The organism is Aliivibrio sp. S10_S31, from assembly GCF_014694495.1.
In the GTDB taxonomy this organism is placed as follows: Bacteria; Pseudomonadota; Gammaproteobacteria; order Enterobacterales; family Vibrionaceae; genus Aliivibrio; species Aliivibrio fischeri.
In genome coordinates, this window is record NZ_JAAUWR010000008.1 from 1 (window position 1) to 25,742 (window position 25,742).

The 25,742-nt window shown below is 37.5% G+C and carries 20 protein-coding genes, 1 tRNA gene and 1 riboswitch; of the genes, 10 read left to right on the forward strand and 11 right to left on the reverse strand.

Translation table 11 applies throughout. From position 1 onward, the window contains the following. Window positions 1–27 precede the first annotated feature (27 nt). From HC728_RS08575 to HC728_RS08585, 3 genes are all read right to left on the reverse strand, one after another. A tRNA-Ser gene (locus HC728_RS08575) sits at window positions 28–118 on the reverse strand. Window positions 119–322: 204 nt separating this feature from the next. After that, the gene (locus tag HC728_RS08580) at window positions 323–2,131 is read right to left on the reverse strand and encodes a DUF3413 domain-containing protein (protein ID WP_065622833.1); all 1,809 of its coding nucleotides are present in this window, start codon (window positions 2,129–2,131) and stop codon (window positions 323–325) included. A gap of 19 nt (window positions 2,132–2,150) precedes the next feature. Further along, window positions 2,151–2,378: a YejL family protein gene (locus tag HC728_RS08585; RefSeq protein WP_005419945.1), complete on the reverse strand. Its 228-nt coding sequence runs from the start codon at window positions 2,376–2,378 to the stop codon at window positions 2,151–2,153. 80 nt (window positions 2,379–2,458) lie between these two features. On the opposite strand from HC728_RS08585, the gene yejK reads away from it, so the two are divergent. Together yejK and HC728_RS08595 are read left to right on the forward strand one after the other, a co-directional pair. Continuing rightward, a complete protein-coding gene (yejK, locus tag HC728_RS08590; RefSeq protein ID WP_026029399.1) occupies window positions 2,459–3,475 on the forward strand; it encodes a nucleoid-associated protein YejK in 1,017 nt (338 codons plus the stop codon). 141 nt (window positions 3,476–3,616) lie between these two features. Next, the gene (locus HC728_RS08595) at window positions 3,617–4,807 is read left to right on the forward strand and encodes a hypothetical protein (RefSeq protein ID WP_017020025.1); all 1,191 of its coding nucleotides are present in this window, start codon (window positions 3,617–3,619) and stop codon (window positions 4,805–4,807) included. Window positions 4,808–4,912: 105 nt separating this feature from the next. Here HC728_RS08595 and nhaC read toward each other — a convergent pair whose 3' ends face one another. Next, the gene (nhaC, locus tag HC728_RS08600; RefSeq protein ID WP_011262206.1) at window positions 4,913–6,349 is read right to left on the reverse strand and encodes a Na+/H+ antiporter NhaC; all 1,437 of its coding nucleotides are present in this window, start codon (window positions 6,347–6,349) and stop codon (window positions 4,913–4,915) included. Window positions 6,350–6,973: 624 nt separating this feature from the next. Between nhaC and asd the strand changes: the two genes are divergently transcribed. After that, window positions 6,974–8,089, forward strand: coding sequence for an aspartate-semialdehyde dehydrogenase (gene asd / locus HC728_RS08605; protein ID WP_011262205.1), 1,116 nt, complete (start codon window positions 6,974–6,976; stop codon window positions 8,087–8,089). Window positions 8,090–8,183: 94 nt separating this feature from the next. Here the strand turns inward: asd and ansA are convergent, their stop codons facing one another. Both ansA and sppA read right to left on the reverse strand, forming a co-directional pair. Next, entirely contained in the window at window positions 8,184–9,197 is a 1,014-nt protein-coding gene (gene ansA, locus HC728_RS08610) for an asparaginase (protein ID WP_005419937.1), read from the reverse strand. A gap of 92 nt (window positions 9,198–9,289) precedes the next feature. Next, entirely contained in the window at window positions 9,290–11,146 is a 1,857-nt protein-coding gene (sppA, locus tag HC728_RS08615; RefSeq protein WP_054776064.1) for a signal peptide peptidase SppA, read from the reverse strand. Between the two features lie 218 nt (window positions 11,147–11,364). On the opposite strand from sppA, the gene HC728_RS08620 reads away from it, so the two are divergent. The 4 genes from HC728_RS08620 (at window position 11,365) to HC728_RS08635 (ending at window position 17,890) form a co-directional block, all read left to right on the forward strand. Continuing rightward, entirely contained in the window at window positions 11,365–13,368 is a 2,004-nt protein-coding gene (locus HC728_RS08620) for an NADPH-dependent 2,4-dienoyl-CoA reductase (RefSeq protein ID WP_190395316.1), read from the forward strand. Window positions 13,369–13,448: 80 nt separating this feature from the next. Beyond that, complete coding sequence (locus tag HC728_RS08625; protein ID WP_170618950.1) at window positions 13,449–15,392, forward strand: DNA topoisomerase III; 1,944 nt, start codon at window positions 13,449–13,451, stop codon at window positions 15,390–15,392. A 79-nt stretch (window positions 15,393–15,471) separates the two neighbouring features. Continuing rightward, window positions 15,472–16,293: a DUF5718 family protein gene (locus HC728_RS08630; RefSeq protein ID WP_017020021.1), complete on the forward strand. Its 822-nt coding sequence runs from the start codon at window positions 15,472–15,474 to the stop codon at window positions 16,291–16,293. 124 nt (window positions 16,294–16,417) lie between these two features. Then, window positions 16,418–17,890: a diguanylate cyclase gene (locus HC728_RS08635; RefSeq protein ID WP_017020020.1), complete on the forward strand. Its 1,473-nt coding sequence runs from the start codon at window positions 16,418–16,420 to the stop codon at window positions 17,888–17,890. Window positions 17,891–17,932: 42 nt separating this feature from the next. Here HC728_RS08635 and dusC read toward each other — a convergent pair whose 3' ends face one another. Then, on the reverse strand, window positions 17,933–18,880 hold the full coding sequence (dusC, locus tag HC728_RS08640) for a tRNA dihydrouridine(16) synthase DusC (protein ID WP_190395317.1): 948 nt from the start codon (window positions 18,878–18,880) through the stop codon (window positions 17,933–17,935). 51 nt (window positions 18,881–18,931) lie between these two features. Then, entirely contained in the window at window positions 18,932–19,489 is a 558-nt protein-coding gene (locus tag HC728_RS08645; protein ID WP_190395318.1) for a type II secretion system protein, read from the reverse strand. Between the two features lie 101 nt (window positions 19,490–19,590). Here HC728_RS08645 and HC728_RS08650 point away from each other — a divergent pair, with 101 nt between their 5' ends. After that, on the forward strand, window positions 19,591–20,205 hold the full coding sequence (locus HC728_RS08650) for a YecA family protein (RefSeq protein WP_190395319.1): 615 nt from the start codon (window positions 19,591–19,593) through the stop codon (window positions 20,203–20,205). A 71-nt stretch (window positions 20,206–20,276) separates the two neighbouring features. Here the strand turns inward: HC728_RS08650 and dsbB are convergent, their stop codons facing one another. Together dsbB and nhaB are read right to left on the reverse strand one after the other, a co-directional pair. Next, a complete protein-coding gene (gene dsbB / locus HC728_RS08655) occupies window positions 20,277–20,786 on the reverse strand; it encodes a disulfide bond formation protein DsbB (RefSeq protein ID WP_005419921.1) in 510 nt (169 codons plus the stop codon). Window positions 20,787–20,854: 68 nt separating this feature from the next. After that, window positions 20,855–22,447, reverse strand: a complete 1,593-nt coding sequence (gene nhaB / locus HC728_RS08660; protein ID WP_005419920.1) for a Na(+)/H(+) antiporter NhaB — start codon at window positions 22,445–22,447, stop codon at window positions 20,855–20,857. 447 nt (window positions 22,448–22,894) lie between these two features. Here nhaB and fadR point away from each other — a divergent pair, with 447 nt between their 5' ends. Continuing rightward, window positions 22,895–23,737: a fatty acid metabolism transcriptional regulator FadR gene (gene fadR / locus HC728_RS08665; protein ID WP_005419919.1), complete on the forward strand. Its 843-nt coding sequence runs from the start codon at window positions 22,895–22,897 to the stop codon at window positions 23,735–23,737. Between the two features lie 148 nt (window positions 23,738–23,885). Further along, a complete protein-coding gene (locus tag HC728_RS08670; RefSeq protein WP_017020016.1) occupies window positions 23,886–24,638 on the forward strand; it encodes a MipA/OmpV family protein in 753 nt (250 codons plus the stop codon). 272 nt (window positions 24,639–24,910) lie between these two features. Here the strand turns inward: HC728_RS08670 and HC728_RS08675 are convergent, their stop codons facing one another. Continuing rightward, window positions 24,911–25,315, reverse strand: a complete 405-nt coding sequence (locus HC728_RS08675; protein WP_005419917.1) for an H-NS family nucleoid-associated regulatory protein — start codon at window positions 25,313–25,315, stop codon at window positions 24,911–24,913. Window positions 25,316–25,558: 243 nt separating this feature from the next. Next, window positions 25,559–25,742: riboswitch (Lysine riboswitch) on the forward strand.

The window sequence follows — 25,742 nt, forward strand, 5'->3', positions numbered from 1 at the left end:
ACCCAGACTCTATCTGAATCTCGAAAGTGGCGGAGGGATAGGGATTTGAACCCTAGAAGGGCTATTAACCCTTGCCGGTTTTCAAGACCGGTGCTTTCGACCACTCAGCCATCCCTCCAACGCGGTGCATAATAGCGATACCCTTACTTATTGTAAAGTATTATTTTTAAAATATTTTCCGTTTGCTTTAAAAATATTCACTTTGATCGCAATTGCGACAATTTAGGGTGGAAAAAGCAGTTGTTCGTATTTTATAGGTAAAAAAAATCCCTTCACAATTAAGGAAGGGATTAGAAATATCCTTGAGTTTTTAATTCACCTTTTATTTTTTAGGGTGATAAAAACGCTTCAATTCAGAGATACCTTGCATTAATAAAGACAGTTTTGGTTTCTCATCTTTTAAACGACGATAGTTTTCATCGTAAACTCGATAGTTGCCAAAAGTATCAATAACAACAGTATTTGTTCCTGTTATTAACGCGATGTTTTTTCTGTCTCCAGCAAGTAACCAATTACGCTCTTCTGTTTGGTCAAATAGGTTAATACCGCTGCTGTAGCTATCTGCAGGGGTTGTTGTACCTAAAAACTCTTCCATTAAAGTAGGAGCTAAATCCAAATGACTGGATGTTGTTGTAATAAGTTCTGGTTCTACATTTGGCCAATGGATAAGCATTGGAACACGTAGTTGATACTCACTAAAGTTAGTGCTTGAGCCCCAACTATTTGTTTGTGTTTCATCAAATTCCATACCGTGGTTTGAAGTGATGATAACAATGGTTTTTTCCCAGTCAGGGGACTGTTTTAAGGTCGATAAAACGGCTTTAAGTTGTTTATCTGTTCTTTGTACTGCCTTACGGTAGTTCGTTTCAAATAAGTTTTGATTTACATTCGAAGTCGAAATCGGCGCAGCGTCATCGTATTCAGAAACAGAAGTAAGCTCTAAATAACTAAACCAAGGTTTATCACTTGTTTGTTTACCGAACCACTCTTTCCACTGTGAAATTGCTTTTTTATCATTCATTTTTTCTGTTGATTGAGCAATTTCACCTTTGGTAAAGATGATTTGCTTATACAGAGATGAATCAAAATCATCGCCGCTGAATAGACCAAATTGGTAATTTCTAGTGTGTAACTCGGTTAAAATTGGTGACTCGATGTGCGAATTTCTAAAACTGTCTACGTAATTACCAGGCAGGCCATAGAATAACCCGAATAAACTTGTTGGATTATTACTTGCACTGTAGTGGTTGTTATAGTTCAGGTTATTTTGTGCGAACCGAGTTAAATTTGGCGTGTCAGTATGATTAAGCGTATCTGCTCGAAGGCTATCAATCATAATGATCTGCAAGTTGTAATCTTTTTGTTTTGTTTTAAATACAATAGGTTCAAGAGGGTAGCGCATGGCTTCTGTTGCGCCACCAGTTCCTTCATTTTGAATTTGTTTTGCAAGTGCTTCGCGATCAATGAACCCGTGCTTTTCTAAAAATGAACGAGCTGTCATAGGGTAAGAGAGCGGGAATGTAGCACGCTGAGCCGTTACTGGACCGTAAGCTGATGCATCAGCCCAAGTATGAATTAAATGACTACCAATAAAAGCGATGGCAAATGTGATCGCAAATGGACGACCAACATGCTTATGAGCAAGTTTACGTAGTTTATTCCAAACCCATTCAGATAGTGAGAGTTGCAGTAGGAATATAACGGGTACCACAATGAATAAGTATTGCCATTGTGTATTTAAATTGGACTTATCGTTGTTAAGTAACATATCCCACACAAGCGGCGTAATATGCAAATGAAGATTCTGATAAGCGTATGTGTCTAATAAGAGTAGAGTCATTCCCGCCGTTGCAATGATGACACTTAAAATACGCATAAGTCGTTGTGATGGCGTAATAAAGGTCAGCGGAAACAGAACAAGAATGTAAAACCCAAAGATTAAGAAACCAAAGTGACCTATCCAGTTTAATACAAGATAGGTTTGACCAAGAAAGGTCTCAGGCCATGGTGATTGCGCTATATAACGCGTACCAATAAGCATTGCTGCAATGATATTGAAAAAGCTAAACCAGTGACCCCAAGTAATTAACTTAGAAACTTTGTCGCCGTATGTATTCCCGCTATCAACCATGGTCTGTGAATTCTCGCTCTTAGTGAGTTTTTGGTTTATCTAGTGAGCTAAGTAGTGCTTGAGCAAATTTTTCAGCGATGATTTGGCGCTGTTCTGCTGGCACTTCTTGGTTTAGAACGTTTGTTGCAATGTTACCAACTAGCATTAGAGATAAATCAGCTGGTGCACGATGTTTGTCTAATACATCGACCATCTCTGTTAACATTTGTTCAATTTGTTTGTTGCTGTATTTTGAAGTAATAGCCATAAGTCTTTTCAGTCAGTTAATGATAGTGAAAGCGGCTTATGATAACCTACTATGTACGTCAACTAAAAACCTTTTCTATTATGAGTTTAACCCTTTCAAACGTAATTTTACATAAATTAGTAAAAAATGAGCAAGATGAACTTGAAGTTTGTCTACGAAATCAAACTCTTGAGAACGAAGAGTTCACAGAAGCCCTTGTTTCTGAGTTACATCGTGTATTTAATTCAAAAGCGGGTAAAGGCTTCGGTGTTTTCAAAACTGAAAGTGAGTTTGGTCATTGGTTATCATCTGTTCGCAAGAACGAAACGCCTTTTTTAGAGTTTAGCAACAATTCAGCAGAGAAATTAAAATCTGAGCTGATTAAGTACCCATTTGCAGAAGAAGGTATTTTAGTTATTGCTGAATACCAATCATTGGCTACTGAATATCTGTTTGTTGCGGTATTGCCATCAAATGAAAGTATGAAAGTTACTGAGCAACTAGATATTAGTGCGACTGATTACCTTGATATTGCAAAAATGGACATTGCTGCACGTATCGATTTATCAACTTGGGAAACAGATTCAGATTCAAATCGTTACCTGACTTTCATTAAAGGTCGTGTTGGTCGTAAAGTTTCTGATTTCTTCTTAGATTTCTTGCAAGCTGATGTTGGTATGGATACTAAGGTTCAAAACCAAGTATTAATGCAAGCGGTGGAAGATTTTTGTGCTGATGAACGTTTAGATAAAGAAGAAAAACAACAATATCGTAAACAAGTTTATGATTACTGTAATGGTCAACTGCAAGCGGGTGAAGAATTAACAGTTAAAGAATTGGCTAGCGAATTACCAACGTCTGAATCTGGTTCTAATTTCTATCAATTTGCAGAAGAGCAAGGCTATGAGTTAGAAGAGTCTTTCCCAGTTGATCGTACCGCATTACGTAAATTAACAAAATTTGTTGGAGCTGGCGGTGGTTTATCATTAAATTTTGATGCAATGTTGCTTGGTGAGCGTGTTTTTTATGATCCAGAAACGGATACGCTAACAATCAAGGGCACACCGCCAAACCTTAAAGATCAATTAACGCGTCGATTAGGTTCTTCTGAATCATAATTGTTGCTTATATGATCAAAAGTAAGCTGTCTATTTGAGTGCGTTTTGACAACTCTTCTCAAATATTTGATAGCTTGCTTTTTACAAAATGATACCCTATCTACTCTTTAATTATCATTTTTTGGTTAGGTAGGGTTGTTCATGAAACACACCTCTAAATTCTTTTCTATTATTATCTCTCTTTTGATGCTTAATGGCTGTTCTCTTCTTGAAGTAAAGTTAGAGTCTCAATCCGTGCCATTAACAACAGCAGAGCTAAACACACGTATTCTAACTCGTGAATACAGTAAGCATTTCTTTAGTGAAGTAGAGTCTGCGGCAGATGAAATCGCATTAACTTACCCTAAAGACGACACCTTACATCAGTCTTATGTTTTATTATGGAAGATTCATGCAGAAGAGGGACTTCAACGTGCGGCTTATCAGGTCTCCCCAAAAGTTGCTCTAATTGATACTTGGGTATTTGCTGCACAAATGGAGCAGTTTTTCTCTCCTGAAGGCAAAGGTGCAGAGCTTTTTGATAGCGATATTGATTATAAAACCAGTCAGGCTTTATACGTCGATATTGAAAATATGGCAGAAAAACTATTATCTGGCTCAGAGTTTAAAGCAGGGAAAGAGTTTGTAACTCAATTTGTAAAAGATCATGCATTTGATAGTTTAATGATGCGTAGAACACCTGCATTAAAGGCTTGGTTAGCTCATCAAAATATTGATGAAACAGAAGCAGTAGCGACGCTAGGTACTATGCCTGAAGCACTAGGTGATGTATCTGATCGTCTTGGTTTAGTTTCTGAACAAACGCCAAAAATTATGACGTGGAAAGCTGAATTGATTGCCATGAATAGTACGATTAATGGCAATGACGTGAACAAAACACTAGAGAGCTTACGAAATACATCGCAATCGTTCCAAGATTTCGTGAAAAATAACCCAGAATATATGCAAAATCTTGCCGAGCAGATGAGTATTCAGCTGCAGCCATTGCTTGATGATTTGGACATGAAAACCGATGATAAACTGAATCAATTAAGTGCAGAGCGTATTGCTTTAGAAGCTATGGTCGCTCGTGAGCGTAAAGAATTGGTTGATATGGTTGAAAGAGAGCGTAAGGCTATTGCAATCATTGTAACTCAAGAGCGTGAGAAGTTTACTCAGGATTTAGATCAAGTATCCCAAGATGTTTTAACTCTTGCTATGGATAAAGTGATCGATTTAATTAAGAGTACAATCATTTACTTCATTTTGTTTATCTTGGCTATTTTCTTTGCACCTTTGGGTTTAGGCTATTTCTTAGGAAAAAGAGCGGCAGTTAAGAAAACCACAGTGTAATTATCCAGAATGGTATAATAAACATAATCCGAATAATTAAGTGCTAGATACAAAAATGCCAGTGATCAATCACTGGCATTTTTATTTAATGAGTAAACTAAGAAATTATGCTGTTTTTGTTTCTACAGCGATAGCTTCATCAGTTTCTTCTACCGTTACTGTTGGTTCGCATTTATCAACAAACCAACCGAAGTATGACGTTACAATCGTTACGATAATACATACGAAGCTTAACCACATGAATGGTGCATAAGACAGTGTAGCGACGCCTAAGATGCTTGCCATGTAGATACCATTATCACTCCAAGGAACCATACCTGAAGTTAACGTACCACCAAACTCAGCATTACGAGATAGGTTCTTACGTTTGTAACCTAAACGGTCGTAGTTTTTCGCACAAATCTTTGGTGTAAGGATAAGCGATACATACATCGCCGAACCGAAGATGTTACCAAAGAAAGCAGTAGCAATCGTACTTGTTGCAAGAGAGCCTGGACCTTGAACTCGTTTTTCAAAGAGTTTAGCAACAGTTTCAAGAACACCTACTTTATCTAATAGACCACCAAAACCTAGACCAAATACGATAACTGCAACTGAACCAAGCATTGAAGACATACCGCCACGATTCAGTATCGCATCGATAAACTCAACGCCAGATGAAATTGAGAACGGTGCCCATGCAGTATTAAATGCAGTTAAGAAATCGATATCTTGTACCATTACTGCCCATACAATACCCAAAAGAGAACCAAAGCTGATTACTGGGAAAGAAGGCATTCTCATCGCCAATAGGCCAAGAACAATAACAACAGGAACAAATGAGAATGGAGAGATAACAAATTGCTCTTCCATTGCTAAGATAACTGAATCAACTTGGCTCATGTCTACGTTACCTGCAAAGTGGAAACCGAATGCAGTAAACATAATACCTGTGATGATGTAGCTGATAAGAGCAACAGGCAGCATGCCTTTAATGTGCTCCATAACTTCAACGTTAGACATTGAAGAAGCAAGGATTACAGAATCTGAAAGCGGTGACATTTTGTCGCCAAAGTAACAGCCTGAAAGGATTGCACCAGCAGTAATTGGTGCTGGAACACCAAGACCTTGACCGATCCCCATCATTGCGATACCTGCTGTACCTGCTGCGCCCCAAGACGTACCCGTAGCAAGAGCGGTTAATGAACAGATGATCATTGTTGCAAGAAGGAAGATAGAAGGGTGAATTGCTTTCAAACCATAGTAAATAATGGTTGGAACAATACCGCCAGATATCCAAGTACCCACTAACGCGCCAACAGCCAAGAGAATTAATACCGCTCCTAGTCCATTGGAGATGCCATTTAGAGCTGCTTTTTCTAAAGATTTGTAGTCATGGCCTAATTTGATACCTAATGTCATGATAATGAACCAGCCAATGTAAAGAGCTAGTTGGATAGGTAGATCAAGTTGTGCCGTGAACGAAAAGGCAAGAAGTAGAAATAGCCCTAAAGATATAATCACCTGCGTAATCGAAGGTAACTTTGTTGTTGCTTGCTTCATGTATAAAGCCTCTTTTTTGTATGTATGAATAAAATTCACACGATAAGGGATTGTGTTTTCTAAACGAGGTGCACTTTACCTTATGATCAACAATAGATCGATTAACTCTAGTTGATTTGTGATTTTTATCTCTACTCTTGTTAATTCAATAATAAAAGCGTAATTATTATGTTAATAAATGGTTTTTATTTATAGTGTCATTGATTTTAATCCTAGGTTGATGTGTTTATTTTGTATTAAAAAATGGCATAAAAAGTAACTTAACCTTAAATTTTGTCTGTGATTGCTAGTTTAAACGTTTGCTTTTTTTATTTCTGGCGAGATTTTGTGAAATGTAACTAGGTGTAATATATGTAAAGTGTTCACTTTTAAAGGGTTTTAATGTTTATTGGTGTAGAACTCATGAAAGTTATATTTATGTTGTTTTAAATTTCCGTTTAATAAAAAGATAAATATTTTATTGGTGAATAAATGCACTTTGTTCTTTTTAGGTATTCGTTAATTTGTAAGAAAAAAAGACGAGATTAATTTTACGCCATACAAAAATAGTGCTTGAGATTTTATTCTGTTCATCATATAGATGGAGGAAGCATATTTAATTTTTAAGATTACAGGGAGAGTAAAATGAGAGTAGGTTTAGTTGGTTGGCGCGGTATGGTTGGTTCTGTATTGATGCAACGTATGGTTGAAGAGCGCGATTTCGATCATATCGAACCTGTATTTTACACCACATCGCAAGTTGGGATTCCAGCTCCAAACCTTGGTAAAGATGCAGGGCTATTACAAGATGCATTTGATATTCAATCACTATCAAAATTAGATGCCATCATTACGTGTCAGGGTGGCAGTTATACTGAAAAAGTGTACCCAGCACTTAGACAAGCAGGTTGGAAAGGTTACTGGATTGATGCTGCATCGACATTACGTATGAAAGACGATGCCATTATTACCCTTGATCCTGTCAACTTTGAGCAAATTCAGCAAGGCATCCATGCAGGAACCAATACATACGTAGGTGGTAACTGTACCGTTAGTTTAATGCTAATGGGGTTAGGTGGTTTGTATAAAGCAGGTCTAGTTGAATGGATGAGTGCAATGACATACCAAGCCGCTTCAGGTGCTGGAGCGAAAAATATGCGTGAGCTGATTTCACAAATGGGTGTGGTTAATGATTGTGTGACTTCTGAGTTGGCAAATCCTGCGAGTTCAATTTTAGATATTGATAGAAAAGTGGCTGAAACCATTCGTTCTAGTTCTTTCCCTACCTCTGAATTTGGTGCTCCATTAGCGGGTTCTTTGATCCCATGGATTGATGTAAAGCGTGAAAACGGCCAAAGTAAAGAAGAATGGAAAGCAACAGTAGAAACGAACAAGATTCTAGGGCTTGAAAACACTCCAGTGCCAATTGACGGTACGTGTGTGCGTATTGGTGCAATGCGTTGTCACTCTCAAGCATTGACGATTAAACTAAAACAAGATGTTCCAATGGATGAGATTGAAGAGATCATCGCAACGCATAATGATTGGGTTAAAGTGATCCCTAATGAGCGTGATATTACGGCACAGGAATTAACTCCAGCGAAAGTAACAGGGACATTATCTGTTCCAGTTGGTCGCTTACGCAAAATGTCGATGGGTAATGAGTTTTTAAATGCCTTTACCGTTGGTGACCAATTGTTATGGGGTGCAGCAGAGCCACTTCGTCGTACATTGCGTATTATTCTGAACGAAAAAAGATAATCTACCGTTAATTATCTAAAATTAAAAAAGGCTTCCCATGAAAATATCAGGGAAGCCTTTTTGTATTACGTAATTTATTTTACGCAAACCGGAATTAATGCGTTAATTCACCACATAAATTCTGTTGCATCATAGTACGCATGGTTTCATACGGTAACTCTTTGCTTAGAATATAATGAAGTTTAGCTAGAGCCGCTTCTGGTGTCATATCATAGCCACTAATCACTCCAGCTTCAGCTAGAGCACAGCCTGTTGCATATCCACCCATGTTTACTTTTCCAGATAAACATTGAGTCAAGTTAACCACAACAACGCCACGTTCAGATGCTTCTTTTAATTGGGCAAGAAGCTCAGGGTTTTGTGGCGCATTACCCACACCAAAGGTCAGTAAGATCATCGCATTCACTGGTTGGCGTAGTGTATTTTTGATTACTTCTGCCGAGATCCCAGGATACATAGTCACGACACCGATTGGTTGTGGTGTAATGTTATTTACTGTGAACTCACCTTCAGGTTGTTTGTTGATTTCTGCACCATTAATTTGAATATTAATACCAGCCTCTAATAAAGGTGGTAAATTTGGTGAAGAAAATGCATCAAAACCATCTGCATGTGACTTAGTACTGCGGTTACCGCGGATCAACTTGTTATTAAAGAATAACGTTACTTCGTTGATAGGATAGTTTGCTGCAATATGTAATGCATTTAATAAGTTACTTTGGCCATCAGAGCGAAGTTCTGCAAGAGGAATTTGAGAGCCAGTAACAATAACTGGTTTTCCAAGATTCTCTAGCATGAAAGAAAGAGCTGATGCTGTATAGGCCATGGTATCCGTACCATGAAGAATTACAAATCCGTCGTATTTGTCGTAATTTGCACGAATATCGTCAGCAATACGTTGCCAGTCTTCAGGCGTCATATCTGAAGAGTCAATTAAGGGCTCGTATTCGTGAATGGTGAAAATTGGCATTTCTGCACGGTGAAACTCTGGCATTTGTTTAAGTTGATGTTGCATGAATCCAGCAGCTGGAACATAACCATGATCATCAGACTTTATCATGCCGATTGTGCCGCCTGTATAGGCGATGTAAATGTGTTTTCTTTCCATAATAACAACGGTACAGAGTTATGGGAGGTGGGGGGATTATACTGTGCATTTGGCATAAAGAAAGCCCGACATGTGTCGGGCTCGTCATGCTTTTAAAGATTGCTACAGTTTAAACAGAAGAGATATTGCCCTTTTGGATCATTAAAGTTATTTAACATATTGATATCTGTTGCAACTTTATTAATCGTAGGTTGCAGAGCCTCTGGTGCAAATGAAAATAATTCAGTTCTAACACTTGCATTTAGATTCATACTTAATTCTTCTAAGAACTGCTCCATTGGTGTTAATGGTTCTTTTACCCAATACAGGTTGTATGATTCCATATTCGCTAATTGAGCGGCTGCTTGTACTGCATCATCAAAATCACCAAGTTGATCTACTAAACCATGTTTTAACGCATCTTTACCTGTCCAAACTCGGCCTTGCGCCACTTTGTCTACCGCCTCTAATGATAGGTTACGATGATCACTGACAAGTTTAATGAAACGATGGTAACCATGTTCAATACCTAGCTGCATAACTTGAGCAACATCATCATTTAATGGTCGAGTAATACCAACACCATTAAAAGGAGAGGTGGAGATCCCATCACTGTGGATTCCCATTTTCTCTAAGCCTTTTTCAAATGTCGTTAAAATGCCAAAAATACCAATTGATCCAGTAATTGTTGTTGGCTGAGCTATAATCTTATCGGCACTCGCAGAAATCCAATAACCGCCAGAAGCTGCTACGCTAGACATAGACACAACAACTGGTTTTCCTGCTTCTTTTAATGCATCAATTTCGTTACGAATGACTTCAGAAGCAAACGCGCTACCTCCTGGACTATCAACGCGAAGAACAACTGCTTTTACTTTGTCATCGCCACGAGCTTGACGTAGAAGAGACGCCGTTGAATCACCACCAACAGTACCTTGGCGTTGTGTTCCATCCATGATTGCACCACTTGCTACAACAACGGCAATATCTTGAGCATCAGGAATGACGGTTGGTTGAACTTGCGGTAAGTAATCGTAATAGCTAATTTGTTTAAAACTGTCGTAACCATTTGAACCAAATTGCTCAATGAGGTCTTTGCGAACTTCTTGTCGTGTCGCTAGTTTATCGACTAAACCCAGTTCTACCGTCATTTGCGATAGATCGCCATTCACTGATTTTAATTTAGCAATAAATTGATCCATTGGCATAGTGAGTGTTTTTGGATCGATTTGACGATTGGTCGCAACGTCATCTAAGTACGCATCCCAAAGTTGGGTTAACCAAGCAGAAGCTGATTCTTTTGCAGCATCAGACATGTCATTACGAAGGTAGGGTTCAACTGCCGATTTATATGTGCCGACACGGAATACATGAGTAGACACATTTAATTTTTCTAACAAATCTTTGTAGTAAAGTGTATATGCACCATAACCGCGTAACAAAACAGTACCATCTGGAGCCATGAATACTTTATCAGCATAGCTTGCTAGGTAATACTGGCTCTGATTGTAATAATCACCAATAGCATAAACAGGTTTTCCTGCTGCTTTGAATGTATTAATCGCTTTAGCAATATAGCGCAGTTTAGTTAGGCTGGTTTCATTCATTTCTTTTAAATGCAGCACCAAACCAGACACATTATTGTCATGTGCTGCGAAACGAATTGTATCGACGATATCAAATAACACATTTTCTTGTGATTTTTGGCTACCTAAAACATCAGAAGTAATTCTTTCCAATGGTTCTCTAAATTTGCTTTCTTCAACAATTGGGCCAGATAAGTCGAGAATTAATGCTTTTGGTTCAACAACTTTATCTTCTGTTGATGGGGGAGTGCTATCTAAGAATGCGAAAGCAATGACGCCAATAAAAATGAGAAAAAACAGATTAAGTACGAGCTGGCGCGTAAAGGAAAGTAACTTCCATATCGCTTGAAAACATTTGCCTATGAAGTGGAATAACCCTTTCATATATTTCCTTATTATACATTTTATGATCTATGTCTATATCCTACTCTAAGTAGTAAATAAAGTAACTAGGCCAAAAGGTCTAAGTGAGAATTAGTACGATTTATGCGTAATAATTAAAAGATTTGATGAATGTTGCATAATTGTAAAAAGGCAATTGTAACAAACGTATATTGATACTATTCTGGTCAGACCACAATAATTATAAGTGATGGATTGATATGAGCTACCCACATTTGTTTCAGCCGTTAGATTTAGGATTTACTCAGTTAAAAAACCGAGTACTGATGGGATCCATGCATACTGGCCTTGAAGAGAGTAATGATGGATTTAAAAAGTTATCTGCTTTTTATGCCGCAAGAGCAAAAGGTGGTGTTGGGCTCATTGTCACTGGTGGTTTTGCTCCAAATTTTAGAGGTCGGTTGACTCCATTTAGTGCGCAGTTTAGCTCGTCTCGTGCAGCAGGAAAACATAAAACACTAACTCAAGCTGTCCATGATAATGATGGTAAGATTGCCCTTCAGTTATTGCATGCAGGTCGTTATGCCATGCATCCACTTGCATTGAGTGCTTCAGATATTAGAGCCCCCATTGGGATGTTTACCCCGTCTCAAATGAGTGAGCGTCAAATTCAAAAAACAATCCGCGATTTTGCGAATAGCGCCTATTTTGCGAAACAAGCAAATTATGATGGTGTTGAAATCATGGGATCTGAAGGGTACTTAATTAATCAATTCATTTGTGCCCGCACTAATGTCCGTTATGACAATTGGGGAGGGAGCTACCAAAATCGAATCCGTTTCCCTCTAGAAATCATTAAAGCGATAAGAGAAAAAGTGGGTTCTGATTTTATCATTATTTTTCGCTTATCTATGCTTGATTTGGTTGAACAAGGCAGTACTTTTGAAGAGGTCGTTGAACTTGCACAAGAGTTAGAAAAAGCAGGCGTCACGATTTTAAATACAGGGATTGGTTGGCATGAAGCTCGTATCCCAACGATTGCAACCCAAGTACCAAGAGCGGCGTTTAGTTGGGTAACTGAAAAATTAAAAGATAAAGTATCGATACCTTTGGTTACTTGTAATCGAATCAATACGCCAGAAGTAGCAGAAAATATATTAGCAACAGGCCAAGCTGATATGGTGTCAATGGCTCGTCCATTTTTAGCCGATCCTGAGTTTGTAAATAAAGCGGAACAAAATAAAGCGGAACTCATCAATACGTGTATCGGATGTAACCAAGCTTGCCTCGACCATGTGTTTAAGGCAAAAAGAGCAACTTGCTTAGTTAATCCTCAAGCGTGTTATGAAACAGAATTAGTCTTAGAACCAAGTAGTAAAACGAAATCTATAGGGATCATTGGTGCTGGGATGGCAGGTTTATCCTGTGCTGTTTCATTGGCTGAACGTGGTTATCAGGTTACCGTTTTTGAACGTAATGAACGCATCGGTGGGCAATTTAATTTAGCGATGCAGATCCCTGGTAAAGAAGAGTTTAAAGAGACCATTCGTTATTTTACCAATAAGCTCGACCATAAGAACATTATCGTAAAATTAAATTACAGTGTTGAAATGGATGAATTACGCAAATTTGATGAAGTTGTCGTAGCAACAGGGGTGAAACCAAGGACTCCACAATTAGAAGGTAGTGAGCACCCTAAAGTGATTGATTATCAAGTCTATATTAAAACCCAACCGACATTAGGGCAAAAAGTGGCGGTCGTTGGTGCTGGAGGAATAGGGGTTGATGTCGCCACAATGATAACTGAACCGGAAAATCAGACATTAGAAACATGGTTACAAGATTGGGATATTGATAAAAATATTGAATTTGAAGGTGGGTTAAAGCCCCAAGATACCTATAAACCAACTCGTGAAGTATGGTTAATGCAACGTAAAAAAGGAAGTATTGGTAAAGGCCCAGGTAAAACAACAGGTTGGATTCATAAGCGTACTTTAGAAAAACGTGGCGTGAATATGTTAGCAGGTGTTGAATACTTAAAAGTGAATGATGATGGTCTTTATATTCGACATAATGACGAAGTTAAGTTGTTAGATGTTGACCATGTCATTATGTGTGCTGGGCAGGTGTCTGTTAATGAGTTAGCTGAAGTATTAACAATAAATGAAATCAATCATCATGTTATTGGTGGAGCTGATTATGCCGGTGAACTGGATGCGAAAAGAGCGATTCGTCAAGGAGTAGAGTTGGCTTCAAAGTTATAGCCTCTTAATAAACAAAAACTTGATAACTGTCTATTCATACAGGTATAGTGCTGATGTTATTCACAACATCAGCATTTTTTATGTCACGATTATTTATTGCCGAAAAACCAAGCCTTGGCAGAGCAATTGCCGCAGGCCTAGCAAAACCACAAAAAAATCAACAAGGCTACATTGAATGCGGCAATGGAGATATTGTGACATGGTGTATTGGTCACCTATTAGAGCAAGTTGAACCCGATGCGTATGATGATAAATATAAATCATGGCGTATGGAGCATTTACCTATCGTGCCAGAGCAATGGCAACTTAGACCAAGAAAAGCCTCTAGCAAGCAATTAACGGTAATTCGAAAGTTGCTAAAAAATGCAACGCAAATCGTTCATGCGGGTGATCCTGATAGGGAAGGTCAGTTGCTAGTGGATGAGGTGTTGGATTATTTAAAATTATCTAAGACAAAGAAAGCGGCGACTCAACGTTTATTGATCAGTGATTTAAACCTGCCTGCGGTGAAGCGTGCGTTGACTTCTATGCGAAGTAATCAAGAGTTTATTCCTCTCTCTATTTCTGCCTTAGCTCGTTCTCGTGCCGATTGGTTATATGGTATGAATATGACACGAGCTTACACGTTATTAGGTCAACGTGGTGGTTATCAAGGTGTATTATCAGTAGGAAGGGTACAAACTCCTGTTTTAGGTTTAGTTACTCGTCGTGATGAAGAAATTGCTAATTTTGTACCAAAAGCGTATTACACGCTAGATGCCCTTATTCCTTATCAGAATGATCAGTTAAACGATGGGGTTCCTTTTGATATCAGAGCTAAATGGAAACCGAGTGAAGCATGTCAGCCGTGGCAGGATGAAGAAGGACGAGTTCTTAATCTTAAACTGATTGGAAATGTTGCTCAGCGCATAGCGAATCAACCTGCAACAGTAACTAAAGCTGAAAATAAAGAAACCAAACAAAATGCGCCTTTGCCATACTCCTTGTCATCGCTTCAAATCGATGCGGCAAAACGTTACGGATTAAGTGCACAACAAGTGCTAGATGCGTGTCAGGCATTATATGAAAAGCATAAGTTGATAACGTATCCACGTTCAGATAGTCGCCATTTACCAAAAGATCATTATAAACAGCGTGAGCAAGTGTGTGCTGCGATAGGAAATAATGATAAGCAACTATCACCTGCTGTTACAAAAGCCGACCTTTCACTGAAGTCGCGAGCTTGGAATGACAGTAAGGTGGATGCTCACCATGCCATTATTCCAACACCGAAATCCAGTGGTTCAGCTGGCTTATCTGGCTATGAAGAGAAAGTGTATCATTTGATTGCTCGCCAATACCTAATGCAATTTTATCCTGCTGCGGTTTATGCTGAAGCTGAATTGGTGTTTGATATTGCTGGTGGGGTGTTTGTTGCAAAAGGAAAACAAATGCTGTTTGCTGGCTGGCGAGCTCTGCTTGGCAAAGTGCAATCTCAAAATAGTGATGACGATGTAGCGAGTAAAGTTCCACCATTAAATAAAGGTGAGGTTCACACTTGCCGAGAAGGTGAAATAAAACACCGCATGACAGAACCTCCAAAACATTTTACTGAGGCGACTCTTTTGCAAGCAATGACAGGTATTGCACGCTTTGTGGAAGATAAAGAACTGAAAAAAATACTAAGAGATACGGATGGTCTAGGAACCGAAGCGACTCGTGCGGGTATTTTAGATACATTATTTAAACGTCAGTTATTAACTCGAAATGGAAAGTCCATTCATGCCAGTGAAGCAGGTAGAGGGCTTATTCATGCTCTACCAAATGAAGCAACTTACCCGGACATGACCGCTCATTGGGAATTTCAGCTTCAAGGTATGACAGAGAAAACACACGCTTATCGACCTTTTATGTCGGAATTAGAAATAAAAGTGACTAATTTTATGCAAGGTGTTCAGCAAGGCCCAGTACCAGAGTCATTAAGAACATTAAAAAGTCCAGCTAAACCACAATTTAAACGTAAAAGAAAAGCAAAGAAATCTTAAAATACGATCCCCATCATCGATTCATTTTTAAGAATACACTATTGTGCCCTGATATTTATTATTTATGAAAAGGCGCAATATGTTTAAAGATGCAATCGGTTTTGGGGTGGCAGGTAATTTCGCGGGTCATTTAGAGCAAGCTGGCGAAGCAACTGATTTTTTGAATGTGAAAGTTGAGAACAATATTCAACCGAAAGCATTGTTTCCTTTTTATGTTCCATCACAACATGCTGGTTTCTTATCTCAATACCCATTATCTTCTGATACTATTATTCCGCCAAATGATGCGGATAATCTGCAAATTGAACCAGAAGTTGCAATCGTTTTTGATATTAGCTATCAAGACAATAAAGTGGTGGCACTGACTCCAGTTAAATTTGCTGCATACAATGACTGCTCAATAAGAAAACCCAATGCAAAAAAAATCAGTGAAAAGAAAAATTGGGGGGCAGAGACCAAAGGCATTTCTCAAGATTTCATCGAATTGTCATCATTTACTAAAGGTTGTGAGTTAGATAAATACCGTATTGCTAGTTTTCATATGAGAAATGGTGAGCTTAATCGATACGGAGAAGACAGCGCGGCGATTGATTATAGTTACTTTCATGAGCAATTAAATGATTGGATTATCGATAAAATGAATAATCAGAAAGATGAAGGACCTGCGGAAAATTTATCTATTTATTTGGCCAATGCTAATTACCCTGAGCAGACAATTATTAGTATCGGAGCGACAAGATACACTCCATACGGTGAGACTAACTTTTTAAAATCTGGTGATAAAAGCATTGTTGTCGTTTATGATGGTGACAAATACACAAGTGACGAAATCGAAATAATGGCAAAAATGAATTCGTTTGAAAAATTAGGTATTTCGTTGTTAAGTCAACAGGTTATCTAAGAGATATTCATTATTGTGATTCCTATAAAAATGTCAGTTGTCTGTTAAAACTGACATTTTTGGAAGAAATAGCACAAAAATGTATGTAATATAGTCTGTTCACTTCGTGTTAAAGAATTTATACATGCCGAAATTTAATTTAAAACATATCTTTCTTATACCAACACTATTCTTAGTGTTGATCGTAGGTTTTATTTTAAATAACCACATGAACTCCGTACAACGTCAAGTTAATCGAGAGTATGATCGTATTATAAATTCACTTCAACGTTCAATTAAAGTAATTATTTCTTTGGATTACAATATTTCGCAGCTATATAAGCAAAATCAAGGTAGTTTTTATAATCACAACTTTGAAATTAAGAAAGATAGTGGCCTTTGTGTTATTCGTCCAAGCGAAAATTTAGATGCGGTAATGGCAGAGCAAGACATTTCAGTTGCAGAAGGACGCCTTGATTATAGTATCGCTGGTAAAAAAGATTTATGTGATCCATCGTCTGAAGTATATGAAATAGCATCCAAGAAAGTGAGCCTTGCTCCTGTCATTTCTTTTATCCATGATTATGAAAGCTACCTTCATGGGATCTATTTCATTTCAAAATATAATTATATTATCTCTTCACCAAAAGAGATTGCTGAGAATTTATCGCAAAAAACGCTTGATGTTATTTATTCTCGACCATACTGGAAAAACAGTATGAAAAACGACAGTGAAAAATACATTACGTTTACGCCTCCATATACTGATGCATTTTTTGACGGGCTTGAAGTATTAACTTTTTCAACACCTATTTACTATAAAGGTATATTCAAAGGTGTGTTAGTTATTGATCTTTCAGTTGAAAAGCTTTTGCGTTCATCAAATGAAATATCACAGCATATCCAGTTGCTCAATAGTGCTGAATATAAGCGATTTGAACAATATCGTTTTATGCAGCCAGTTAATTTAGATTTCACTGACTTTACCTACTTCTTATATTATAAAACATCGATAAAAGAAGAGTTGAAGGGCTTTCTTGTGCATGACTCTAATTCGTTAATTTTAACGTTAGTGATGTACATCTTATCTTTACTATCTATGTTCTATTACCAAAGCAGGGTATCTCAAAAATACTACCGTGATTTGGCTAAGCAAGATCCAATGACAGGCCTATATAATCGTCGCGGTTTTGAGATGAGCTTACAAGACCGTGTAGTGAAGAAGTACGTTGGTTTTGCTATTTACGATATTGATGACTTCAAACAAATTAATGATGTGTTTGGACATGATGTGGGTGACGAGGCAATTAAATATGTCGCGAGAATGCTGAATAAGAGTGTACGTGATAGTGATATTGTATCTCGATTTGGCGGTGAAGAGTTTGTTATCTGTATCAATGCTGAATCAAGAAATAGCTTAGAAAGTGTCTGTGAGCGTGTAAGGAAGTCAATTCAGGATTCATCAGGAAAAGTGGTTAAAGGCGGCTTTACTGTTTCTGGTGGTGTGACGGTAATTGATTCACATCAAGAGTTTTCTTTTGAACATGTAATCAAGAAAGCCGATGCCTTGCTTTATAAGGCTAAACAAGACGGCAAAAACCGAGTTTACTTCTCATAAACTCGGCCATTGGTTCGGGGAAATATGTACGAAAAAATAAGGCTAGCTTACTTTTTCTAGTTCTTGATTTAGACGAGCAACGATAGGTTCTGATTTTTTATGGCTTCTAATATCCATAAAAATATCTCTTGCTTCGGTGTACTCTTGACGAAGATAAACAAGCCATTGTTTTACTCGGTTTGAATAATATTGCCCTTTGTCTCCCGCCATTTGAAGCTTCGAATAATGAATAAGCAAAGCTATGACTTCTGGCCAAGGCATTTTTGAATGGTTGTGTTTAACTACATTACCTAAATTGGGAACATTAAAAGCGCCACGGCATACCATTAATGAATCGATCCCTGTCGCAGCGATACAGCGTTGGCCGTCATCATAGTTCCAAATTTCACCATTTGCGATAATTGGAATATCAATTTTTTGGTGAACTTGATTAATGTAATCCCATTTAATTTCTTCTGCTTTATAACCATCTACTTTGGTTCTTGCGTGAATGGTTAGCTCATCCGCTCCAGCTTGTTTAATGGCATCGGCAATAACAAAGCATTCTTCAGGGTTTTCCCAGCCTAAACGAATTTTAGCCGTCACTTTCTTATCTTTACTTACTGCATCTCGACAAGCTTTAACCACTTGGTAGATGAGCTCTGGCTCCTTTAAGAGCGCAGCTCCGCCACGACTTTTGTTTACCGCTTTAGCTGGGCAGCCAAAATTCAGATCAATGCCGTCAGAGCCAAGTTCAATTGCTCTTGCAGCATTTTCTGCCATCCAGTTAGGTTCTTGACCTAATAGTTGAAGACGAATAGGGGTACCTGATTTGGTTTTACTGTTATTTAGCAGTTCAGGACAAATACGATGGAATACATGAGGGGGAAGCAATTGATCGACAACGCGAACAAACTCTGTAACACAGAAGTCGTAATCATTAATTTCAGTTAGTAACTCGCGCATTAAATGATCGAGTACGCCCTCCATAGGGCCTAGTATTACTTGCATATCCCACCTCTTTTATTGGAGGTGGGATTGTAGGTGGAAAGAAAGCTTATGTCACTTACTTCCTTTATTATAACTTGTAATAATCGTCTCACCCGTTGATGGGAAATAATTCAGTCGATAACCCTGCTGATTTTTATTTGTGATATCTGATGTATAGTAATACATGCAAGCTTGTGGTTTACCTGTAACAGGTGAGCCATACCAATATTCTATATCTGTACTAGAAGTAATAAAATCATCTCCTTTATATTCAGAAATAGTTAAGTCTTGATTTAATAATGCATTCCAAAGCTCACCACAACCTTCACCAGTAATAATGCCTTGATGGTTTGTTGTACCGAGTGGAAACCCTTCAGCAGATGGAAATATCTTTTCGTCTCCGTACTCTACAGCTACACCTGAACTGACTGATGGTTCACCTTGTGTTAACCAAGCAGCATGGTACAAATTAACTCCAGAGGTGAATTCGGCAAAGACACCTTTAGCTCTAGATTTATGAGCATCGTTTTGCAAACTTAAAAACCGTGGTGCAGCCGTAACGGCTAAAATTCCTAAGATAACAATAACAACGATCAACTCTATGAGTGTAAATCCTCGATTTTTTTTCATAATGTTCTCAACAAGCAAAAATTAATAATAACGGCACTTAGGCTCTAATAATTATTTGCGCTATACTACGCCGAAAACTTAATTTAAAAAGTGAAAAAATAATGAAGTACCAATTAATTTCTCTAAGTGATGCGGATTTAAGCTGCACAAATGTATTTCTTGAAGGTGCTGTGCTTGCTGCAAATATGGCAACAAAACCTTTAGAGCCAGAAGTATGGTTGAATGGTCTTGTTGGTATTGATGTAACTTTGAATATTAAAAATGCAGTTATTCATCAAATTGAACAGCAATACACATTACTTAAACGTAATGAATATGAAATTGCCAATTTGATTGATACTGATAACGTTGACTTATTGGCTGATTTTGCTGAAGGTTTTATGAGTGTATGGCCTTTAATTGAAGATATGTGGGCTGAGGTAAGTATTGGTGATGGTACATCTCGTATGTTATCAGCACTACTAACAACGTTAATGCTTGCGCTTGATGAAGAACAAACACAAGCTCAAATGAAAGAAGCGGGGATTGATACACCTCCTACTCTAAAAGGTATGCTTCCACAATTAGATATGATGATTCTTGAAGTCGCAATGGCTGCTGATGAGTTACAGATTGGCTATAAAGGCCAGAAAGTCAACCCATATAAAAATATCGGTCGCAATGATGCTTGTCCGTGCAATAGCGGTAAGAAATTTAAACAATGTTGTGGTAAATAAAGCACTAAAAATAAAAAAGCCATCACTAATTCGAAATTAGTGGTGGCTTTTTACTATTAGCAATATTGCTATTATTTTTTATTGAAGAATTGTGCGATAACAAAAATAGCCAAAGCAATTAAGTTACCCGCAAAAATAATAACTAACCACTGAGGCATCGTTAGCGTTAAAAATTGCCATACGATTTTGCTGCAGTCACCATAAGCTTCAAACATCCATGGTGCCCATTTATTTAATGGAGCCCATGAAGGGAAGGTCACAAATAAATCGCAAGTTGAAAATGGTGAAGGGTTTAATTGGAAATCAACATGTTCAAGAGCAAGTTTGAGTCCCCATCCTGCACTGATCCCCCATGCGATAAAACCACACCAGCGAATAATAAGGTTATTTGGATTTAATAAACCAATAATAGCAGCGCCACCAATTCCCATCATAGCAACACGCTCATAAATACACATGACGCAAGGTGGAAGTTTCATTATGTGTTGAAAGGTCAGTGCTGATGCTTCGAAAAAGATAATACAAAGTAGTAGCAGAAACCAAGATAGGCGAATGCGTGAGAAATGATTAAGGGCTTGCATTTTTATTCCTTATAAAAATAAAGGCCCCGTATCTACAGAGCCTTTGCTATCAAAAGTAGTTTACCTTATTAATGACCACTAGAAATCGCAGAAGTTGCACTTTCTATTGTTCCAGGTGCAATCCAGCCAAGATCGTAGAACATTGCTGTCATAGGTTCAAGGAAGAAAATGATACCAAACATACCAACAAGTGCTAATACAATTGTATAAGGAAGAGCCATCCATACCATACGACCGTATGATAATTGAATTAACGGAGCAAGAGCAGACGTTAATAGGAATAGGAAAGCAGCTTGACCATTTGGTGTTGCAACAGACGGTAAGTTTGTACCGGTATTGATAGCTACAGCTAGTAAGTCAAATTGATCACGCGTAATAACGCCATCCATTAATGCTGCTTTTACTTCATTTATGTAAACCGTACCAACGAATACGTTATCTGAAACCATCGAAAGAACACCATTTGCTACATAGAACAGTGCTAATTGAGCGCCTTTATCTTCTACAGCAAGTACTGCATCAATAATTGGTTTAAATAGCTCTTGGTCAATGATTACAGCTACAACGGCAAAGAATACGGCTAATAGGGCGGTGAATGGAAGAGCCTCTTCAAACGCTTTACCCATAGAGTGTTCTTCAATAACACCTGTAAATGCTGTTGCAAGGATAATAACTGATAAACCAATTAGACCAACGGCCGCAAGATGAAGTGCTAAACCAACAATTAACCATACTGCAATTAAACCTTGGATGATTAATTTAGCGTTATCGATATTAGTACGGTTTTTACGTTCTTCAGCTTCGTAGTCTTCTAGGATTTTACGTACGTTTTCAGGTAGTTTTGCACCGTAGCCACAAATACCTAATTTTTCAACAGCGATACAAGTTAAAATACCGCAGATAAATACTGGTGCTGTAATTGGAAGCATACGGATAATGAATTCACCAAACATCCAACCAGCTTGGTCGGCAATGATCAAGTTTTGTGGTTCGCCCACCATTGTCATTACACCGCCAAGAGCTGTACCAACACCTGCGTGCATTAATAAGCTACGTAAAAAAGCACGGTAGTCTTCTAAATCTTCACGTGTTAATTCATCAACATCGCTATCACATGTATGGTCATGAGTTTGTGAACCACCTTGGCCAGATGCGACACGGTGATAAATTGCATAGAAGCCAACAGCAACACTAATTACAACCGCAATTACCGTTAACGCATCAAGGAAAGCTGACAAAAATGCAGCGGTAAAACAGAATGCAACAGATAGCGCTGTTTTTGATTTAATACCAATAAGTATCTTGGTGAAGATAAATAGAAGTAATTGCTTCATGAAGTAGATACCAGCAACCATGAATACGAGTAGTAAAAGTACTTCGATATTGGCTACGAGTTCATGCTTTACTTGCTCTGGGCTTGTCATACCAATGGCAATTGCTTCTATAGCTAATAAACCACCAGGCTGTAATGGGTAACATTTTAACGCCATTGCAAGAGTAAAAATAAACTCAACGACAAGCAACCAACCTGCAGTAAATGGATCTACAAAGAAGAAAACAAGTGGGTTGATTACAAGAAAAGAAAGTATTGCGATTTTGTACCAATCGGGGGCTTTACCAAGAAAATTTTTGATAAATGCATTCCCTAGCGAAATAGACATGTGATGCTCTCTACATTATTACGATAATTCTAAAAAATAAGGTTAAGTAGGGAGTTGATAATAATCGCCTAACATATTGTTATTAGTAAAGATAAACAACTATTTAGAAAAACAACAAGGCTTATTTTACTGCTTTGCCAAATAACTACCTATATATACCTAACCTTATATACCAAACGCCTGAACTTTACTCTTAATTCCTTAATAGTCAATATTTGAAAACAGGTAAATTGATCAAAATGTGCCTTTGCTCGGTTTTATTAATAAAACTAAAGAAATGTATAGAAAAAAGGTAGCAGATTTCTTGATTTATTAGGGAGATTAAGGCTTAAAAATTGGAAATGTGTTTCTAAATTACAGGTAAATTTAATAAATAGTTAAGGATTTATTGAACTGGTGGTATGATGAGTGCAGTTATCTTATTTAAAGAACGGATTTTAAACTTGTATGGTTATTAAGGCAAAAAGTCCTGCAGCATTCGCTGAAAAGTACATTATTGAAAGTATTTGGAATGGTCGTTTCCCACCAGGCTCAATTTTACCCGCTGAGCGAGAGCTTTCTGAATTAATCGGTGTAACGAGAACGACATTACGAGAAGTATTACAGCGTTTAGCTCGTGATGGTTGGTTGACAATTCAACATGGTAAACCAACAAAAGTGAACAATTATATGGAAACCTCTGGTTTGCATATTTTAGATACATTAATGACATTAGTTGATGCTAATAATGCGACTTCAATCGTTGAAGACTTATTGGCTGCTCGTACTAACATTAGCTGTATTTTCATGAGACAAGCATTCAAGACAAATAAAGAAGGTTCTTTAAGAACACTTAATCGTGTTATTGAATCGTGTGAACAGTTACTTGCTGCAGAAAGTTGGGATAGTTTCATAGAAGCATCCCCATTCGGAGCAAAAATTAAAGCTGAAGTGAAAGAAGATAACGAAAAAGATCCTGCAAAACGTGAAGAGATCTTGATTGCTAAAACCTTCAACTATTATGATTATATGCTTTTCCAAGGTGTTGCTTTTAAATCTGGCAATCAAATTTATGGGCTTATCTTTAATGGTTTGAAAAAGCTTTATGCACGAGTAGGTAGTTACTACTTCTCTAACTCTGAAGCGCGAGAGTTAGCTTTACAGTTTTATCGTGACTTAAAGCTTATTTGCGAAGAAGAACGCAAAGATGCAGTAATGCCTAGAATGCGCCAGTACGGTATGGAAGGTAATTTGATTTGGAATGAAATGAAATTAAATTTACCAAGCAACTTTAGAGAAGATGATAGTTAATCTTATTTAGAATTTAATAAAGCAGGCATTTAGCCTGCTTTTTTTATATCTAAAATAAACAAAAAACCTAAATAACTATCAAATGATGGGCGGTTATGTATAATGGTACGGTGTATTGTTAATTCTGTGGTTATATAAGGTTGTTATTGTGAATATATTAGTAAGTCGCTCTGTTTTTTTTCTTCTGGTGTTATTCAATAGCAGTGCTAATGCAAAAATTTCACAATGGTCTCTTGGTGCCGCCGCTGCATATTCTCCTTCCTTTTATAAAGAGACGCCTTCGAATACAACGATTATTCCTATGATTGGTTATGAGGGGGAACATTTATTTCTGAGAGGGTTTAGTGGTGGTTATCGTCTAAAACCAGTAGGCTCACCTCAAAATATAATATTTCGATTTGTCTATGATCCTAGAACGTTTAAGCCCAATGATTCAAATGATGCTGCAATGCAAAAATTAGATGAACGTAAGAGTACTGTGCTTGGCGGGGTGAGCTATCAGATGATTACTCATGTTGGCATTGTTGAATTTACAGGGGGAACAGACATAGGTCGTACTCATAATGGTTTTTATGCAGAAGCGGCTTGGCGTTTACCAATAAGAGGAAAAGGGTGGGCAATTACACCATCATTAGGGTATTCATATAATAGTGAGAAATTAAATAATCATTTATACGGAGTATCCAATGAAGAAGCGTTACGAACTGGAGTTGACCAATTTGATGCAGATTGGGATGGACAGTTTTTTATTGGATTATCGACTTATTTCCACATTACACCAAATGTTCGAGTGACTGGTGGTTTGCGTTATGTGAATCTTGAGGGTAACTTAGAAAACAGTCCAATGATTGAGCATACAACAAGTTCAACTGGTAATGTCGGTATAGCGTACGTGTTCTAGGAATTTTTATATATTATTTAGTTCGCTTTATTAATGAGTAAGAGCTTATGATTTATAGAAAAGGTGACTATTAATAATATTGCTAATATAGGTGTATTAAAAAATACGACTAAGTAATTATTCTATAAGATCTAGCTGGTTTTATCTTATTCAGGTTTCTCTTAGTCAGTTTAAAGTTTCGAGCAATAATACGTTTCTAAATGTAATAAAATGAAAATAAAAAAAGACCACTTAGAGTAAGTGGTCTTTTTATATGCTCTTAAAGAGTATTATTAGATTAAAAACTCTTCTAGTTTTTTACCAGCATCAAGTTGCGCTTGAAGAGCTGAAGGAGTACGGCCTTGGCCTGTCCATGTTTTCTCTTCACCAGCGTGATCTTGGAATTTATATTTTGCAGGGCGAGGTGCACGTTTTTGTTTTGTTTTTACTGTCGTAGCTGACATTGTGTCTAATAGATCTTCAGGAGCGATACCGCTGTCGATCATCATTTGACGGAATTCTTCAAGTTTAGCTTGTTTTTCAGCTAGTTGAGCACGCTCTTCAGCTTCAGATTCTTGGCGTTCAGCAACAACAGATTGAAGTTTTTCTAATGCTTCTTCTAGTTGTTCTAAAGTCATTTCGCGAGATAAAGCACGTAGGCTGCGTAGGTTAAGCAGCGTTTTAATTGTATCAGACATATTTGGTTCCATAATTATTTTGATAATATGATTATAATATAACAGAAAAATAATATAACAAATTTCTAGATAAAGGAATAAAAAAATATTAATGATATTAATATTAATAATATTCATTCTTAAAGATAAGACTGCTACTAAATAGTTTTAAAATGTTTCATTCTAATTAGCTAGATAACTTAATGTTAAAATACTCAGATATAGTATTGCAAAATTGTTTTCAATCCGTACAATAACCGCACCTAAATGGGTAGAGGCGCACCGCCTAAGAGTAAATTGTAAGAGGGTGATACTTACGACGACAATTGAAAGGAGTCGGTGCCGAAGTTAATTACGTTAATCGAGCGTATTAGCTGGGGTTATTTCGAAGAGGAATAACACTGCCATAGTCAATTTTATTTTTTAACTATGGAGCGCTACTGTAGGG

Bases quoted from the DNA above. Each gene is read 5' to 3' on its own strand.
- HC728_RS08580 (WP_065622833.1), bottom strand. From the start codon at position 2,131: ATGGTTGATAGCGGGAATACATACGGCGACAAAGTTTCTAAGTTAATT.
- HC728_RS08585 (WP_005419945.1), bottom strand. From the start codon at position 2,378: ATGGCTATTACTTCAAAATACAGCAACAAACAAATTGAACAAATGTTA.
- yejK (WP_026029399.1), top strand. From the start codon at position 2,459: ATGAGTTTAACCCTTTCAAACGTAATTTTACATAAATTAGTAAAAAAT.
- HC728_RS08595 (WP_017020025.1), top strand. From the start codon at position 3,617: ATGAAACACACCTCTAAATTCTTTTCTATTATTATCTCTCTTTTGATG.
- nhaC (WP_011262206.1), bottom strand. From the start codon at position 6,349: ATGAAGCAAGCAACAACAAAGTTACCTTCGATTACGCAGGTGATTATA.
- asd (WP_011262205.1), top strand. From the start codon at position 6,974: ATGAGAGTAGGTTTAGTTGGTTGGCGCGGTATGGTTGGTTCTGTATTG.
- ansA (WP_005419937.1), bottom strand. From the start codon at position 9,197: ATGGAAAGAAAACACATTTACATCGCCTATACAGGCGGCACAATCGGC.
- sppA (WP_054776064.1), bottom strand. From the start codon at position 11,146: ATGAAAGGGTTATTCCACTTCATAGGCAAATGTTTTCAAGCGATATGG.
- HC728_RS08620 (WP_190395316.1), top strand. From the start codon at position 11,365: ATGAGCTACCCACATTTGTTTCAGCCGTTAGATTTAGGATTTACTCAG.
- HC728_RS08625 (WP_170618950.1), top strand. From the start codon at position 13,449: ATGTCACGATTATTTATTGCCGAAAAACCAAGCCTTGGCAGAGCAATT.
- HC728_RS08630 (WP_017020021.1), top strand. From the start codon at position 15,472: ATGTTTAAAGATGCAATCGGTTTTGGGGTGGCAGGTAATTTCGCGGGT.
- HC728_RS08635 (WP_017020020.1), top strand. From the start codon at position 16,418: ATGCCGAAATTTAATTTAAAACATATCTTTCTTATACCAACACTATTC.
- dusC (WP_190395317.1), bottom strand. From the start codon at position 18,880: ATGCAAGTAATACTAGGCCCTATGGAGGGCGTACTCGATCATTTAATG.
- HC728_RS08645 (WP_190395318.1), bottom strand. From the start codon at position 19,489: ATGAAAAAAAATCGAGGATTTACACTCATAGAGTTGATCGTTGTTATT.
- HC728_RS08650 (WP_190395319.1), top strand. From the start codon at position 19,591: ATGAAGTACCAATTAATTTCTCTAAGTGATGCGGATTTAAGCTGCACA.
- dsbB (WP_005419921.1), bottom strand. From the start codon at position 20,786: ATGCAAGCCCTTAATCATTTCTCACGCATTCGCCTATCTTGGTTTCTG.
- nhaB (WP_005419920.1), bottom strand. From the start codon at position 22,447: ATGTCTATTTCGCTAGGGAATGCATTTATCAAAAATTTTCTTGGTAAA.
- fadR (WP_005419919.1), top strand. From the start codon at position 22,895: ATGGTTATTAAGGCAAAAAGTCCTGCAGCATTCGCTGAAAAGTACATT.
- HC728_RS08675 (WP_005419917.1), bottom strand. From the start codon at position 25,315: ATGTCTGATACAATTAAAACGCTGCTTAACCTACGCAGCCTACGTGCT.